A 12,959-nucleotide genomic window follows, 5' to 3' on the forward strand; every position below is an offset into this window, starting at 1 on the left:
GCTAGGGTTGCCCCACGCCCGATCCCCACCGGGCACGTCCCGAACGATGCCGTCCTCCCGCCCGCTCCCCCTCCTGCTCTGCGCCCTCGCGCTCGCGGCGGCCGGGGCCACGGGGTGCGGCGACGACGGCCCGACGACGACCTCGGCGTCCACCGTCCCCGACGCGCTCGCCGCCCAGGGCGACCGCGGCGGGTCCGCGACGGTCCCCACGCAGACGGGTCCGCGCATCACCGAGTACGTCGACACGCGGAAGGCCACGGCCGCCGAGGCCGCCCCGGTCCGCGCGGGCTTCAAGGCCTTCGCCGACGCCTTCGTGGAGCGCGACGCCGCCGCCGCGTGCTCGCACGCCGTGGGGTTCGAGGAGCTCCTCCGCGCGCGCGGACAGTCCGGTACCTGCGAGGCCCTCCTGCCCGGGCTCGGCAACACCTCGGCCGGACCGTCGCCCCGCGACGTCGCGCTGATCGAGGACGCCGACGTCGAGATCGGCGGCGACCGCGCCACGATCAGCGTCGGCGGGGAGTCCCCCGTACCGATGCGGCGCGTCGACGGGAGCTGGAAGCTCGACTACGCGGCGTTCGCCGCCACACCCAAGGACCGATGACGTGAGCGACACCCCCGTGACCCCCAGGATGGCCGCGGCCGTGATCGTCGTGCGCGACGGCGCCGACGGGCTCGAGGTCCTCGTCGGACAGCGGACGACGAAGGCGAGGTTCATGGGCGGCTTCTGGGTCTTCCCCGGCGGCCGCGTCGAGCCGACCGACGGCGACGGCGAGGCCGCCTGGCCCGTCGCCGCGGCCCGCGAGGTCCGCGAGGAGGTCGGGATCTCGGTCCCCGTGGAGCAGCTCCGCGCCTACGACCGCTGGGTGACCCCGGAGGCCCTGCCCAAGCGCTTCGACACCGTCTTCTTCCTGGCGCCGGCGCCAGACGGCGCGGAGGCCGTGATCGACGGCGAGGAGATCGTCGACAGCCGCTGGGCGACGCCGACCGTACTCCTGCGGGACGTCGAGGCCGGGACCGCCGTGCTGGCGTTCCCGACGATGCGCCAGCTCGAGGACCTCGCCCGGCACGCCTCGGTCGCCGAGGCCGTCGGGGGCTGCCCCGACGGGCTGCCGGACGCGACGCTCCCCGTGCTCACGGAGGAGGAGGGCGACCCCGTCCTCACGATCCCCGGTCCGGACGGGACGCCCGTCCACTACCGCAGCGGTGCGGTCCCGGTGGGCGAGCGCCCGCGGGATCAGCGGGACTAGGTGCCGGCCCGGCCGGGAGGCCGGACCGCCGATCAGGCCTGCGGCTCGCCCGCGTCGGCCGCCGTGCCGTCGGACTCCGCCGCCGGGGCGTCGCCCTCGGCCGCGGCGGCGTCGCCCGCGGGGGCCTCGCCCTCGCTGACGGCCTCACCCTCGGGAGCCGTGGCCTCACCGCCGTCCGGAGCACCCTCGCCGGCGGGCGCTTCGGCACCCTCGGCTGGGGCCTCGCCCTCGGCCGGCGCCAGGCCGGCGTCCTCGTCGAGCAGCGCCTCGCGCCCCGTGGCGCGCAGCAGCTGCTCGTAGTGCGGGGCGATCGACGGCGCCAGGTTCAGCAGGTCGACGATCCGCCGGGTCTCGCCCTTGCACTGGACGAGCCCGCGGGCGATGCCGATGGCGACGTTCTGGCGACCGAGCCACAGGCGGTGGCCGACGTCGGCGTCCAGCGTGACGACGAGCTCCGGGTTCGGCGTGCCCTGCGGGACTTCGCCGAGGTGCACCGTCGGCGCGTCGCCCTCGCGGGCGACGAGCGTCACCTTGGTGTCCGGGTGGCGGTACCGCAGCTGCACCACGGTGTCGAGCCGCGAGAGCCGCAGACCGACGTCGGCGTCGGTCGCGAGCTCCTCCATCAGCCGGCCGAGGCTGTCGTGGACGTCGTCTGCGGTGGTGAAGAGCACGGGCCCCGGACCCTAACGAAGCCGGGCGGCCCACGGATGTGCCTGAGGTGTGCGGGGACCGAGGAGGTCGGTGCGGGGCGGGCGAGAGCTGTGCTCCGCACTGCCGAGCCCGTCCCGTGCCGAGATCCGATGCGTCCCCGTGCGCCTCAGGTGCGTCCGTCAGGGGCGCTCGAGCAGGATCGCGATGCCCTGGCCGCCGCCGATGCAGAGGGAGACCAGCGCGTAGCGCTCGGTGGTGCGCTGCAGCTCGCTGAGGGCCTTGACGGTGATCGCGGTGCCGGAGGCGGCGATCGGGTGGCCGAGGGCGATGGCCCCGCCGTTGGGGTTCACGCGGGCGTCGTCGTCCTCGAACCCGAGGGCGCGGGTGACCGCGAGCGCCTGGGCGGCGAACGCCTCGTTGAGCTCGATGATCCCGACCTCGTCGAGCGAGACGCCGGTGCGCTTCAGGACCTTCTGGATGGCCGTGACGGGGCCGATGCCCATGATGTCCGGGTCGACGCCGGTGGTCGCGTAGCCGACGATCTTCGCGAGGACGGGGGTGCCGAGCTCGGCGGCCTTGGCGGACGAGAGCAGCGTGACCGCGGCGCCGGCGTCGTTGAGCCCCGACGCGTTGCCGGCGGTGACCGTGCCGTCCTTCTTGAAGGCGGGCTTCAGCTTCGCGAGGCCCTCGAGCGAGATGTCCTCGCGGATGTGCTCGTCGGTGTCGAAGACGACGTCCCCGCGGCGCGACGGGATCGTGTGCGGGGCGATCTCGTCGGCGAACTTGCCGGCGGCGCGGGCGGCGGCGGCACGCTGGTGCGAGCGCAGCGCGAAGGCGTCCTGGTCCTCGCGGGAGATCGTGTCGCGCTCGGAGAGGTTCTCCGCCGTGACGCCCATGTGGTTCTTCTTGAACGGGTCCTGCAGGGTGCCGACGACGGGGTCGATGTACTCGCCGGGGCCGAGACGCGCGCCCCAGCGACCGGTCGGCACCCAGTACGGGGCCTGCGACATCGACTCGGCACCGCCGGCCAGGGCGACCTCGGCGTCGCCGGTCTGGATGTGCATCGTCGCGGTGACGATCGACTGCACGCCGGAGCCGCAGAGGCGGTTGACGGTCAGGGCCGGCGTCTCGATCGGGATGCCGGCGCCGATGCCGACGACGCGCGACATGTAGATGTCGTTCGTCGTCGAGTGGATGACGTTGCCGAAGACCACGTGCTCGATCTGCTCGGGCTGCAGCTTCGCGCGCTCGATGGCGGCCTTCGAGGCGGTGATCCCGAGCTCCGTGGCGGGCACGTCCTTCAGGGACTTGCCGTAGCTGCCGATCGCGGTGCGGGCGGCTGAGGCGATGACGACGTCGGTCATGTGGGCTCCTGCGGTTGCTGGGTGGGCGGCGGGGTGGCGATCGTGCGTCTCCCCGTGCCGGTGCGGAGGCTCCCGGCGCTGGCCGGGAGGGGGCAGGCGGCAAGCCTAGCGACCGGTCCGCGGGGCGCGATCTCCGCCGCGGGCCCGTCGACTTGCGGTTGGAGACTAATACGATTAGTCTCTGCCCTATGAGCAACAGTCACCCCATCCCCGCGGGGATCGTCCGCGTCTCCCTCCTCGGCGCCGTCAACGCGTACCTCGTCCCCGAGGACGACGGCCTGACCCTCGTCGACACCACGATGAAGGGCGGCGTGAAGAAGATCGTGGCCGCCGCCGAGAAGCTCGGGAAGCCGATCGTGCGCGTCCTCCTCACCCACGCCCACGACGACCACGTCGGCGGCCTCGACGCGCTCGCCGAGCGGCTCCCGGGGGTCGAGGTCCTGATCTCCACCCGCGACGCCCGGCTCCTGGCCGGCGACACGACGCTCGACGCCGACGAGCCGCAGACGAAGATCCGCGGTGGCCTGAAGGGCGCGAGGACCGCCCCCACCCGGACGATCGTCGCGGGAGACCGCGTCGGCTCGCTGCTCGCCGTCGCCGCCCCCGGACACACGCCGGGACAGCTCGCGTTCCTCGACGAGCGCGACGGCACGCTGATCTGCGGCGACGCGTACGCGACCCTCTTCGGCGTCGCGACGTGCGCGAAGGGCAAGGCGACCTTCCCGCTGCCGGCGCTGGCGACGTGGCACAAGCCCACCGCACTGCAGACCGCCCGCGACCTGCGCGCCCTCGACCCGCAGCGCCTCGCGCCGGGTCACGGGCCGGTCGTCGACGCGCCCGGCCCCGAGATGGACCGCGCGATCGCGCGCGGCTGCTGAGGTGGCGGCCGAGACCGCCGGGCACGCCGCGCCGGGGCCCCGCCGGACGCCCGGGAGCCGCAGCCGTCCCGGCCTCGACGGGGCGCAGGTGGCCGACGCCGCCGTCGCGATCGCCGACGCGGAGGGTCTCGCCGCGCTCACCCTCTCGCGCCTGGCGGCCCAGCTCGGGGTGCGCACGCCGTCGCTGTACCACCACGTCGACGGCTTGGACGGCGCGCGGCGCGCGGTCGCGCTGCGGGGCCTCCGGGACCTCGGCACCGCGCTGCGCGACGCCGCCGTCGGGCGCTCGGGGCCCGACGCGCTCCGGGCCGTCGCCGACGCCTACCGCGCCTACGCGCTGGCCCACCCGGGCGCGTACGCCGCGACCCAGCGCGTCGTCCCGGCGGAGGACGACGAGCTGCGCGCCGCCGCCGCCCGGGCGACCGAGGTCGTGTTCGCCGTCGTCCGGCACTGGGAGGACGACGAGGAGGAGCTCGTCCACCTCGTGCGCGCCGTCCGCAGCGCGCTGCACGGGTTCGTCCTGCTCGAGTCCGGCGGCGGCTTCGGCATGCCGGCCCCGCGCGACGCGTCGTTCGCGCGCCTGGTCGACGTCCAGCGCGCGGGGCTCGACGCGCACGCGGCGGGTCGTCCGGCCTCCTCCTGACGACCCGTCGTGGCCGCGGCGCCGGCGCACGAGGACGGCCGGCCCGCGACGACGTCCTCTACAGCCCGTCGAAGTCGCCGAACTCCTGCAGCTCGACGCCGTCGGGGAGTCGCCCCTCGTCGGCGAGCTTGTCGAGGTGCGCGCGGAGCGTGACGGCGGCGGCCAGGCGCAGGATGCCGGGCGCGTCGTCCCAGACGGCGTCGAGGAGCTCGTCGGCGGTGCGGGCGCCGCCCTCCAGCGCCGCGACGACGCGGCGCTCGCGGTCCAGGCGGTGGGCGACGTACTCGTCGAGCTTCGCGTCGGCGTCCTCCACGACCGGGCCGTGGCCGGGGAGCAGGATCGCGAGGCCCCGCTCGCGCAGGCGCCGCAGGGCGTCGAGGTAGCCCCGGAGCGCGTGCTCGTGCGGGACGAGCAGCACGCTGCCCGTCCCCAGCACGGTGTCGCCGACGAACGCGGCGTCGCCCGCGACGAAGACGACGTGGTCGGCGGCGTGGCCGGGCGTCGCGACGACCGCGAACGGCCCGAAGCGGTCGCCCTCGCCGACGGTGACCGCGGCGGTCCCCCCCGGTGCCCCCTCCGGGAGCCACCCGGTGCTCGACGCGACGGGCACCGGGCCGACGCGCTCGAGGAGCCCGCGGACCCCGTCGGCGTGGTCGCCGTGGCGGTGGGTCAGCGCGATCCCGGCGACCTCGCCGAGCGCGGACGCGGCGGCGGTCACGGCGTCCAGGTGCTCGGCCAGGTCCGGTCCGGGGTCGACGACCCAGACGCGGCCGTCCCGGTGCAGCAGCCACGTGTTGGTGCCCTCGAGGGTCTTCGGGCCGGGGTTGTCCGCTCGCAGCAGCGAGATCCCCCGGGAGGCGAGCACCGGCGCGTCGGGCATCGGCGGACCCTAGCGCGGGCGTGGCCCCGCCCCGGGCGCCCGGCGTGCGGCGATCGACCGTCCGCGGGCGGGACGGTCCCGGTGCGGAGTCCCGCCGGGCCCGTCAGAGCATCACGATGCGGTGCCGGACGGCGCCCTCGCCGATCGACACGACCTCGACGACGTCGCAGGCCAGGCGGTAGGGGGCCAGCAGCGGGCCGGTCCGGTAGTGCGTGAGGTGCTTGAGGTACGGCCCGCCGAACCACCAGCGCAGGAACGACCAGCCGGGCCCGCGCCGCCGCAGGAGCAGGAGCGCGAGGAGCGCCCCGAAGAGCCAGCGGTGGCGGTCGTTCCAGAAGACGCCGTACTGCAGCTCGCGTCGCAGCCCCTCGTGCCGCGCGAACGCGGCCGGCACGTAGCGCCAGCGCCGCCCCTTCCACATCCGTCCCCACGGACCCTGGGCGATCACGCCGTGGTGGACGAGCGCCTGTGCCGCCCACACGACCGTGGCCCCCGCCTCGACGGCCCGCCACCCCAGATCGCTGTCCTCGCCGGCGATCACGAGCTCCTCGTCGAAGCCGCCGAGCCGGTCGAGCAGCGCACGGGGGTAGGCGATGTTGGCGGTCTCGAACCACGGCGACGCCTCCTTCACCCAAAGCGTGGTGGAGAACGGGCCGTACCGATGCGGGTACTCGGCGGGGTCGGGGTCCACGGGGCCCTGGATCACGAGGTCGTCGACGCCCGCCGCGTCGCGGGCGTCGACGAGGGCCTGGAGCCACGTCGGGACCGGGACGCAGTCGTCGTCGACGAACGCGACCAGCGGCGCCAATGCCGCCCGCCAGCCGACGTTGCGCGCGACCGCGGGGCCACCCGACGCCTCCCGCCGCAGCACGCGGAGGTGGAGTCGGCCGTCGTGGGCGGCCTCGTGGAGCACGGTCGCGACCGCGGGGTCCGACGAGGCGTCGTCGCAGAGGACGACCTCGAACGCGTCCGTCCCGATGGTCTGGGCGCGGAGCCCGTCGAGCAGGCGCCCGAGGCGCGCGGCGCGGTTGTGCGTGGGGACGACGACGGAGACGACGGGGTCGGGCACTCGGCGCAGCGTATCCAGCGGGCCCGGGAGCTCCCGTGACCGCGCTCCGGCCCGCCCGCCGGCCCGGCGGTCGGGCGGTCTGCCGGGCGCGGCGGGGCGCGACGCGCGCCCGGGGAACCGCGTCCGCGGTCCCCGGGCGCGGGCTCAGGCGGCCGGGGCCGGCGTCGCGTCGCCGGTGCCGCCGGACGTCCCGGCGTCGTCGCCGCCCCCGTCCTCGTCCTTCGGCCACTTCCGCGAGGCCCAGGCGGCGATCAGCAGCGTGAGCACGATGACCGCCAGCGAGACGAACGGCGGCATGTGCCACACGTCGGTCAGCAGCATCTTCACCCCGACGAAGGTGAGGATGAACGCGAGGCCGTAGCTCAGGAAGTGGAACCGCTCGAGCAGACCCGCGACGAGGAAGAACAGCGACGTCAGGCCGAGCAGCGCGAACGCGTTGGCGGCGAAGACGATGAACGTGTCCTGCGTGACGGCGAAGATGGCCGGGATCGAGTCGATCGCGAAGACGACGTCGAACGTGGCGACCATCGCCAGCGCGGCGAACATCGGCGTCGCCCAACGCTTGCCGTCCCGCTTCGTGAAGATCTTCTCGCCCTCGTAGTCGTCCGTGATCGGGACGACCTTCCGCAGGAGCTTCAGCACCGGGTTGGCCTCGGGGTCGACCTCGCTGTCGTGCGACGTCGCCAGACGGATGCCGGTGATGACGAGGAACACGCCGAAGACGTAGATCATCCACGAGAAGGTCTCGAGCAGCGCGCCGCCGACGAGGATGAAGATCGCCCGCAGGACGATCGCGCCGATGATCCCGTAGAAGAGCACCTTGCGCTGCGACTGGATCGGCACCGCGAAGAAGCTGAAGAGGATCGTGAAGACGAAGAGGTTGTCGAGCGACAGGCTGCGCTCGATGACGTAGCCCGTGACGTACTCGCTGGCCTCGCGGCCGCCCATCGTCGCGGCGATGTAGCCGGTGAAGGCGAACGCGAGGAGCGTCCAGAAGATGCTCCAGGTCACCGTCGAGCGGAACGGCGGCGTGTGCGGGTCGTCCGCGGTGCCCTCCGTCTTCGAGTGCAGGACCAGGTCGAGGGCGAGCATCGCGACGATGAACGCCGTGAAGCCGATCCACACGAAGATCGAGTGGGTCTCGCCGGCGCCGGGCGCGCCGCCGCCGCTGGCAAGGATGGAATGGAACATGGAGAGGACTCCGACCGTGGGGTGGATTGGGTCGAAGGTCTCTCCCACCGCCGGGGTGGACGCACCGGGCCCGTGAGGGGCCGTACTGACGGCGACGTCGCTTGCGGGATACTGCCCTTCTCCGGCGGAAGGGTAGCGGACGAGCGTCAAGGCGCCCTGAAGCCGTCCCCGCCGAGCCCGCGAAGCCAGGACGGCAGGAGCCCGTGAGCGTCCTCACCACCGACCTCTACACCCTGACGATGGCGGACACGTTCGTCCGTCACGACCGGGACGACCTCGTCTCGTTCGAGGTCACGATCCGGCGCCTCCCGCCGGGCCGACCGTGGGTGATGATCGCGGGGGTGCGGGAGGCCGTCGACGGGCTCCTCGGCCTGCGGACGACCGCCGAGGAGCTCGCGTGGCTGCGGGCCGACGGGCGCTTCTCCGACGCCCTGCTGCACGCGCTGGAGCACCTCCGCTTCACCGGCACGGTCTGGTCGGTGCCGGAGGGCGTCTGCCTCCCCGCGGGCGTACCGCTCCTCCGGGTGACCGCCCCGCGGGTGCAGGCGACGATCGTCGAGCCCGTCGTGCTCGCGGCCCTGAACTACGGCACCCGGGTCGCGACGACGGCCTCCGACGCCGTCCGCGCCGCCGGCGACCGACCGGTCTACGACTTCTCCCTCCGCCGGCTCGACGGGCCGGAGGCCGGGCCCGAGACGGCGCGCGCCGCGTGGATCGCGGGCTTCGCGGGTACCGCGCTGCCGCTCGCGGGGATGCGGCACGGGATCCCGACGGTCGGCACGATGGCGCACCACGCCGTGATGGCGCACGGCGAGGAGCACGAGGAGGACGCCTTCGCGGAAGCCCTGGGCGACCACCCGGAGGGCACCGCCGTCCTCGTCGACACGTACGACACGACGCGCGGCATCGACCGCGCGATGGCGGCCTCGCGCCGGACGGGCAGCCCGTTGCGCGGCATCCGCATCGACTCGGGCGACCTGGCCCAGGGAGCGCGCGACGCCCGCGCCCAGCTGGACGCGGCGGGCTTCCCGGACACCAGGATCATGCTCAGCGGCGACCTCGACGCGGCGTCGATCGGCGCGATGGTCCGGGCCGACGTGCCGGCCGACGACTTCGGCCTCGGCACGCGCCTGCGCGCGGGCGAGCCGCTCGGCGGCGTGTACAAGCTGTGCGAGCAGCACGACGAGGCGGATCCCGACCGCCGGTACGTGATGAAGCGCTCCCCGGGCAAGGAGACCGACCCGGGCGTGCACGGCCTGGCGCGGCGCGGCACCGGTGACGGGACGGAGCTGACGATCCACCTGGCCCACGAGGCGACGCCGGGCGAGGCCCTGCTCCGGCCGGCCGTCCGGCTCGGCGTCGAGGTGCCGGGCGCGCTGGACCTCGCGGCCGCGCGCGAGCGGGCCGCGGCCGAGCTCGGGCGCGCGGGCACCGCGTCGCCGCCGGTGCGGCGCTCCCGGGCGCTGCGGGCCCTGCGGTCGGGGCTGTCCGGCGAGCTCCTGCTCGGCCCCGACGACGCGCTCGTCGTCGTCGACGTCCAGCACGACTTCCTGCCGGGTGGCGCGCTCGGGGTCCCGGACGGCGACCGCGTCCTCGGACCGATCGGGATCCTCCTGGACCGCGCCCGGGCGGCCGGCGCGGTGATCTACGCCTCCCGCGACCGTCATCCGCAGGGCCACGTGTCGTTCGCGGAGCGCGGCGGGCCGTGGCCCCCGCACTGCGTCGACGGCACGCGGGGTGCGGAGCTGCACCCCGGCCTCGACCTCGAGGGCGGCCTCGTCCTCGACAAGGGCACCGACGTCGACCGCGACGCCTACTCGGCCTTCGACGGCACCGGGCTGCTCGAGTCGCTCCGCGCCCGCGGCGTCGCGCGGGTCGTCGTCTGCGGCCTCGCGACCGACTACTGCGTCCGGGCGACCGCCCTGGACGCGCTGGGCGGCGGGCTCCCGACCGTCGTGGTCACCGACGCCGTCGCCGCGGTCGACGTCGCGCCCGGCGACGGCGACCGGGCCCTCGAGGAGCTCCGGACGGCGGGCGCCACGACCGCGACGACCGGCGCGCCGTCCTCGCACTGACGGAGGGTCAGGGCGTCCGCGCCGCCGCGGCGACGGCCCACAGGTGCTGGGCGGCGTAGGCGCGCCACGGCGACCAGCGCTCCGCGTGGCGGGCCAGCCCGCGGGCGTCGGAGGGCAGTCCCAGCGACGCCGCGGCCTGGCGCAGCACGAGGTCGCTCGCGGGGAACGCGTCGCGGTCCCCGAGGCCCCGCATCGCGACGTAGGACGCGGTCCACGGGCCGATCCCGCGGAGCGCCAGGAGCGCCGCGGTCGCGGTCCCCGGGGCGACGCCGTGCCGCAGGTCGAGCGTGCCGTCGGCGACCGCGGCGGCCACGCGCCGGACGGTCGCCGCCCGCGCGCGCGGCATCGCGAGGGCGTCGTCGGGCAGCCCGGCGACCACGCGGGCCTCCGGCAGCAGCCGCAACCCGTGCCCGGCGGGCTCCGGGTCCAGACCGCCCGGGAGCGGCGCGCCGTGGGCGAGCACCACGCGGCCGAGCACCGTGCGCGCGGCGGCGACGGAGACCTGCTGCCCGATGACCGCCCGGAGCGCCAGCTCGAAGCCGTCGACGGTCCCGAGGACCCGCAGGCCCGGGCGCAGGGCGACGAGCGGCGCGAGCACGGGGTCGGTCGCCAGGTGCGCGTCGACGACCGCCGGATCGGCGTCGAGGTCGAGCAGGTGCCGCAGCCGGGCCACGGCCACCTCGGCGTCGCGGGCGTCGGTGGCCCGCAGCTCGCCCTCCACGACGTCGTCCTCCGCGGGCCGCAGCCGGGCGACGGCCGGGCCGTGGGGCAGCGCGAGCGTGCGCAGGTAGGAGCCGTCCGTCCCGATCCGCTCGAGCCCGTCGACGGCACGCGCCGCGAGGACCGCCACGAGCGCCCGGCCGGCGAACGGGGCGCGGCACGACAGCCGCAGCGGGATCGTCTCGACCACGACCCGATCGTCCCATGCGCCCGCGCGGGGCGGCGCCCGTGGTCCTTCGGTGGCTCTTCGGAGACCTTGGGGAACGTCTTCGCACCGCTTGGGGGCCGGGTCAGCGGGCCCCGTCAGCGTGTGCACCATGAAGCAGCCGACCCGCTCGATCGTCGTCATGTGCACCGCCGCCCTCGTCGGCGGGACCGGCGGCGCGGTGATCGCGTCGGAGGCGGTCGGGGACCACACCCGGACGGTCACCGAGGCCGCCGCCCCGTCGCAGGTCGTCAACCAGAACGTCGCCGACACGGGGTCGTCCGCGGCGCTGACCGCCGGCCAGATCTACGCCCAGAGCCGTGACGCCGTCGCCTACATCACCGCGACCACGTCCGGCTCGGGCTCGGCGACGCGCCAGGGCCTCGGCGGTTCAGGGAACGACCCCTACGGCGGCTCCGGCACGGACCCGTACGGCTCCGGGGGCCAGGGCGGGTCGTCGTCGGCCGGGACGGCCACCGGCTCGGGCTTCGTCGTGTCCTCCGACGGCTACGTCGTCACCAACGCCCACGTGATCGACGGCGCCGACAGCGTGAAGGTCAAGGTCGGCGACGGCGACACCCTCCCCGCGAAGGTCGTCGGCGTCGACCAGTCGACGGACATCGCGCTCCTGAAGGTCTCGGCGCCGAAGGCGCTCTCGGCCCTGACGCTCGGCGAGTCCGACGACGTGCAGGTCGGCGACGCCACGTTCGCGATCGGCAACCCCTACGGCCTGGACCGCACGCTGACCACCGGCGTCGTCTCCGCGCTGCACCGCAGCATCGAGTCGCCCAACGGATACGCGATCAACGGCGTCCTGCAGACCGACGCGGCGATCAACCCCGGCAACTCCGGCGGCCCGCTGCTGAACGCCGAGGGCCGGGTGATCGGCGTGAACTCGCAGATCGCGACCTCGTCGACGTCGTCGAGCGGGGAGAGCGGTGGCAACGTCGGCATCGGCTTCGCCGTCCCGTCGGACACCGTCACCCGCGTCGTCAAGCAGCTCCGCGCGACCGGCACCGCGAAGCACGCGTACCTCGGCGTCAGCACCGCCGACCCGACGGCGGGCGGCGACGACGGCGTCGGCGCCACCGTCGCCGCCGTCACGTCGAGCGGCCCGGCCGGGGACGCCGGCCTGCGCGCCGGGGACGTGATCACGAAGATCGGCGACACCGCCGTGACGAACGCCGAGGTCATGGGCACCGCGGTCGACGCGCACCAGCCCGGAGAGCAGGTCGAGGTGACCTACACCCGGGGCGGGGACACGCGCACCGCGAAGGTCACGCTCGGGACGCGCCCCGCGACCGCGACGTCCTCGGACACCCGGCCGACGGCGCCCTGAGCGTCGCCCGCGGCACCCGCCCCGGAGTACGAGAGAGGCCCGCCGTCCGGAAGGACGGCGGGCCTCGTCGTGCACTCGGGTCTGTGCACTTGCAGTCGGGGCGAGAGGATTTGAACCTCCGACCTCGCCGACCCGAACGGCGCGCGCTACCAGGCTGCGCCACGCCCCGATGCGTGCAGGAGTATGGCACGGACGGGCCCTCGCGCGTCCCCTGACCCCCGTGCCCGCCCCCACCTCGCGGCGGGGCGGTCCGGACGCCCGGATCAGCCGGCGCCGGCGCCGCCCGAGGACGACGCGCCGATGCCGCCCTCGTCGAACGCCTCGCCGGCCAGCGCCGTGTAGAAGCGGATGGCGAGCCCCGTCACCAGGGTCTCGAACGCGTCCTGGACCGCGACGTCCTCGCGAGCCGCCCACCGGCGGAGCCCATCGCCCTCGATCGCGTCGGCGTCCGCCAGGACGTCGTCGACGAGCTCGGGATGCCGGTCGCAGAAGTACGCGCCGATCGCGTACATCGTGGAGTGCGACGCGACGTCGATCAGGCCCTCGCGGTCACTCGCCACCGACGGCGCCCCCGTCGGGCGCGTCGGTCTGGACGGCCGGGTCCGCAGCCGGCGCGGCGTCCGCCACGGGCTCGGCCGTCGGCTCCGGCGCCGTCGCGGCGGGCGGGTCGGCGGGGGCGTCGGGTGTGACGTCGGCG

At 75.4% G+C, this 12,959-nt stretch carries 13 protein-coding genes and 1 tRNA gene; 6 read left to right on the top strand and 8 right to left on the bottom strand.

The window, feature by feature from the left end:
* Positions 1-46: 46 nt before the first annotated feature.
* Both PATMI_RS0125365 and PATMI_RS35505 read left to right on the top strand, forming a co-directional pair.
* Positions 47-601 carry a hypothetical protein gene (locus tag PATMI_RS0125365; RefSeq protein WP_026912938.1) on the top strand — a complete coding sequence of 185 codons (555 nt, stop codon included), beginning with the start codon at positions 47-49 and terminating at the stop codon, positions 599-601.
* A 1-nt stretch (position 602) separates the two neighbouring features.
* A complete protein-coding gene (locus PATMI_RS35505; RefSeq protein ID WP_281171339.1) occupies positions 603-1,247 on the top strand; it encodes an NUDIX hydrolase in 645 nt (214 codons plus the stop codon).
* A gap of 32 nt (positions 1,248-1,279) precedes the next feature.
* Here PATMI_RS35505 and PATMI_RS0125375 read toward each other — a convergent pair whose 3' ends face one another.
* Positions 1,280-1,918 carry a hypothetical protein gene (locus PATMI_RS0125375; RefSeq protein WP_026912939.1) on the bottom strand — a complete coding sequence of 213 codons (639 nt, stop codon included), beginning with the start codon at positions 1,916-1,918 and terminating at the stop codon, positions 1,280-1,282.
* Between the two features lie 159 nt (positions 1,919-2,077).
* Entirely contained in the window at positions 2,078-3,262 is a 1,185-nt protein-coding gene (gene bktB, locus PATMI_RS0125380; RefSeq protein ID WP_026912940.1) for a beta-ketothiolase BktB, read from the bottom strand.
* A 188-nt stretch (positions 3,263-3,450) separates the two neighbouring features.
* On the opposite strand from bktB, the gene PATMI_RS0125385 reads away from it, so the two are divergent.
* Together PATMI_RS0125385 and PATMI_RS0125390 are read left to right on the top strand one after the other, a co-directional pair.
* On the top strand, positions 3,451-4,140 hold the full coding sequence (locus PATMI_RS0125385; RefSeq protein WP_051472277.1) for an MBL fold metallo-hydrolase: 690 nt from the start codon (positions 3,451-3,453) through the stop codon (positions 4,138-4,140).
* Positions 4,141-4,228: 88 nt separating this feature from the next.
* Positions 4,229-4,783, top strand: a complete 555-nt coding sequence (locus PATMI_RS0125390; protein ID WP_026912942.1) for a TetR-like C-terminal domain-containing protein — start codon at positions 4,229-4,231, stop codon at positions 4,781-4,783.
* 58 nt (positions 4,784-4,841) lie between these two features.
* Here the strand turns inward: PATMI_RS0125390 and PATMI_RS0125395 are convergent, their stop codons facing one another.
* The 3 genes from PATMI_RS0125395 to PATMI_RS0125405 form a co-directional block, all read right to left on the bottom strand.
* A complete protein-coding gene (locus PATMI_RS0125395; RefSeq protein ID WP_026912943.1) occupies positions 4,842-5,663 on the bottom strand; it encodes an MBL fold metallo-hydrolase in 822 nt (273 codons plus the stop codon).
* Between the two features lie 103 nt (positions 5,664-5,766).
* A complete protein-coding gene (locus PATMI_RS35510; RefSeq protein WP_051472278.1) occupies positions 5,767-6,732 on the bottom strand; it encodes a glycosyltransferase family 2 protein in 966 nt (321 codons plus the stop codon).
* A gap of 144 nt (positions 6,733-6,876) precedes the next feature.
* Positions 6,877-7,923 (bottom strand): TerC family protein, encoded by a 1,047-nt coding sequence (locus PATMI_RS0125405; protein ID WP_026912944.1) that lies wholly within the window; start codon positions 7,921-7,923, stop codon positions 6,877-6,879.
* A 203-nt stretch (positions 7,924-8,126) separates the two neighbouring features.
* On the opposite strand from PATMI_RS0125405, the gene PATMI_RS35515 reads away from it, so the two are divergent.
* Positions 8,127-9,998: a nicotinate phosphoribosyltransferase gene (locus PATMI_RS35515; protein ID WP_051472279.1), complete on the top strand. Its 1,872-nt coding sequence runs from the start codon at positions 8,127-8,129 to the stop codon at positions 9,996-9,998.
* A gap of 7 nt (positions 9,999-10,005) precedes the next feature.
* Here the strand turns inward: PATMI_RS35515 and PATMI_RS33315 are convergent, their stop codons facing one another.
* The gene (locus PATMI_RS33315) at positions 10,006-10,908 is read right to left on the bottom strand and encodes a DNA-3-methyladenine glycosylase family protein (protein ID WP_051472280.1); all 903 of its coding nucleotides are present in this window, start codon (positions 10,906-10,908) and stop codon (positions 10,006-10,008) included.
* Positions 10,909-11,035: 127 nt separating this feature from the next.
* Between PATMI_RS33315 and PATMI_RS33320 the strand changes: the two genes are divergently transcribed.
* The gene (locus PATMI_RS33320; RefSeq protein WP_051472281.1) at positions 11,036-12,262 is read left to right on the top strand and encodes a S1C family serine protease; all 1,227 of its coding nucleotides are present in this window, start codon (positions 11,036-11,038) and stop codon (positions 12,260-12,262) included.
* 95 nt (positions 12,263-12,357) lie between these two features.
* Here the strand turns inward: PATMI_RS33320 and PATMI_RS0125425 are convergent.
* Both PATMI_RS0125425 and PATMI_RS0125430 read right to left on the bottom strand, forming a co-directional pair.
* A tRNA-Pro gene (locus tag PATMI_RS0125425) sits at positions 12,358-12,431 on the bottom strand.
* Positions 12,432-12,525: 94 nt separating this feature from the next.
* Positions 12,526-12,822, bottom strand: a complete 297-nt coding sequence (locus PATMI_RS0125430) for a hypothetical protein (protein WP_026912945.1) — start codon at positions 12,820-12,822, stop codon at positions 12,526-12,528.
* Between the last annotated feature and the right edge of the window lie 137 nt (positions 12,823-12,959).

Source organism: Patulibacter minatonensis DSM 18081 (assembly GCF_000519325.1).
GTDB classification, from domain to species: Bacteria; Actinomycetota; Thermoleophilia; order Solirubrobacterales; family Solirubrobacteraceae; genus Patulibacter; species Patulibacter minatonensis.

Coding starts and splice junctions, on each gene's coding strand:
- PATMI_RS0125365 (WP_026912938.1), top strand. CDS start 47: ATGCCGTCCTCCCGCCCGCTCCCCCTCCTGCTCTGCGCCCTCGCGCTC.
- bktB (WP_026912940.1), bottom strand. CDS start 3,262: ATGACCGACGTCGTCATCGCCTCAGCCGCCCGCACCGCGATCGGCAGC.
- PATMI_RS0125385 (WP_051472277.1), top strand. CDS start 3,451: ATGAGCAACAGTCACCCCATCCCCGCGGGGATCGTCCGCGTCTCCCTC.
- PATMI_RS0125395 (WP_026912943.1), bottom strand. CDS start 5,663: ATGCCCGACGCGCCGGTGCTCGCCTCCCGGGGGATCTCGCTGCTGCGA.
- PATMI_RS0125405 (WP_026912944.1), bottom strand. CDS start 7,923: ATGTTCCATTCCATCCTTGCCAGCGGCGGCGGCGCGCCCGGCGCCGGC.
- PATMI_RS33320 (WP_051472281.1), top strand. CDS start 11,036: ATGAAGCAGCCGACCCGCTCGATCGTCGTCATGTGCACCGCCGCCCTC.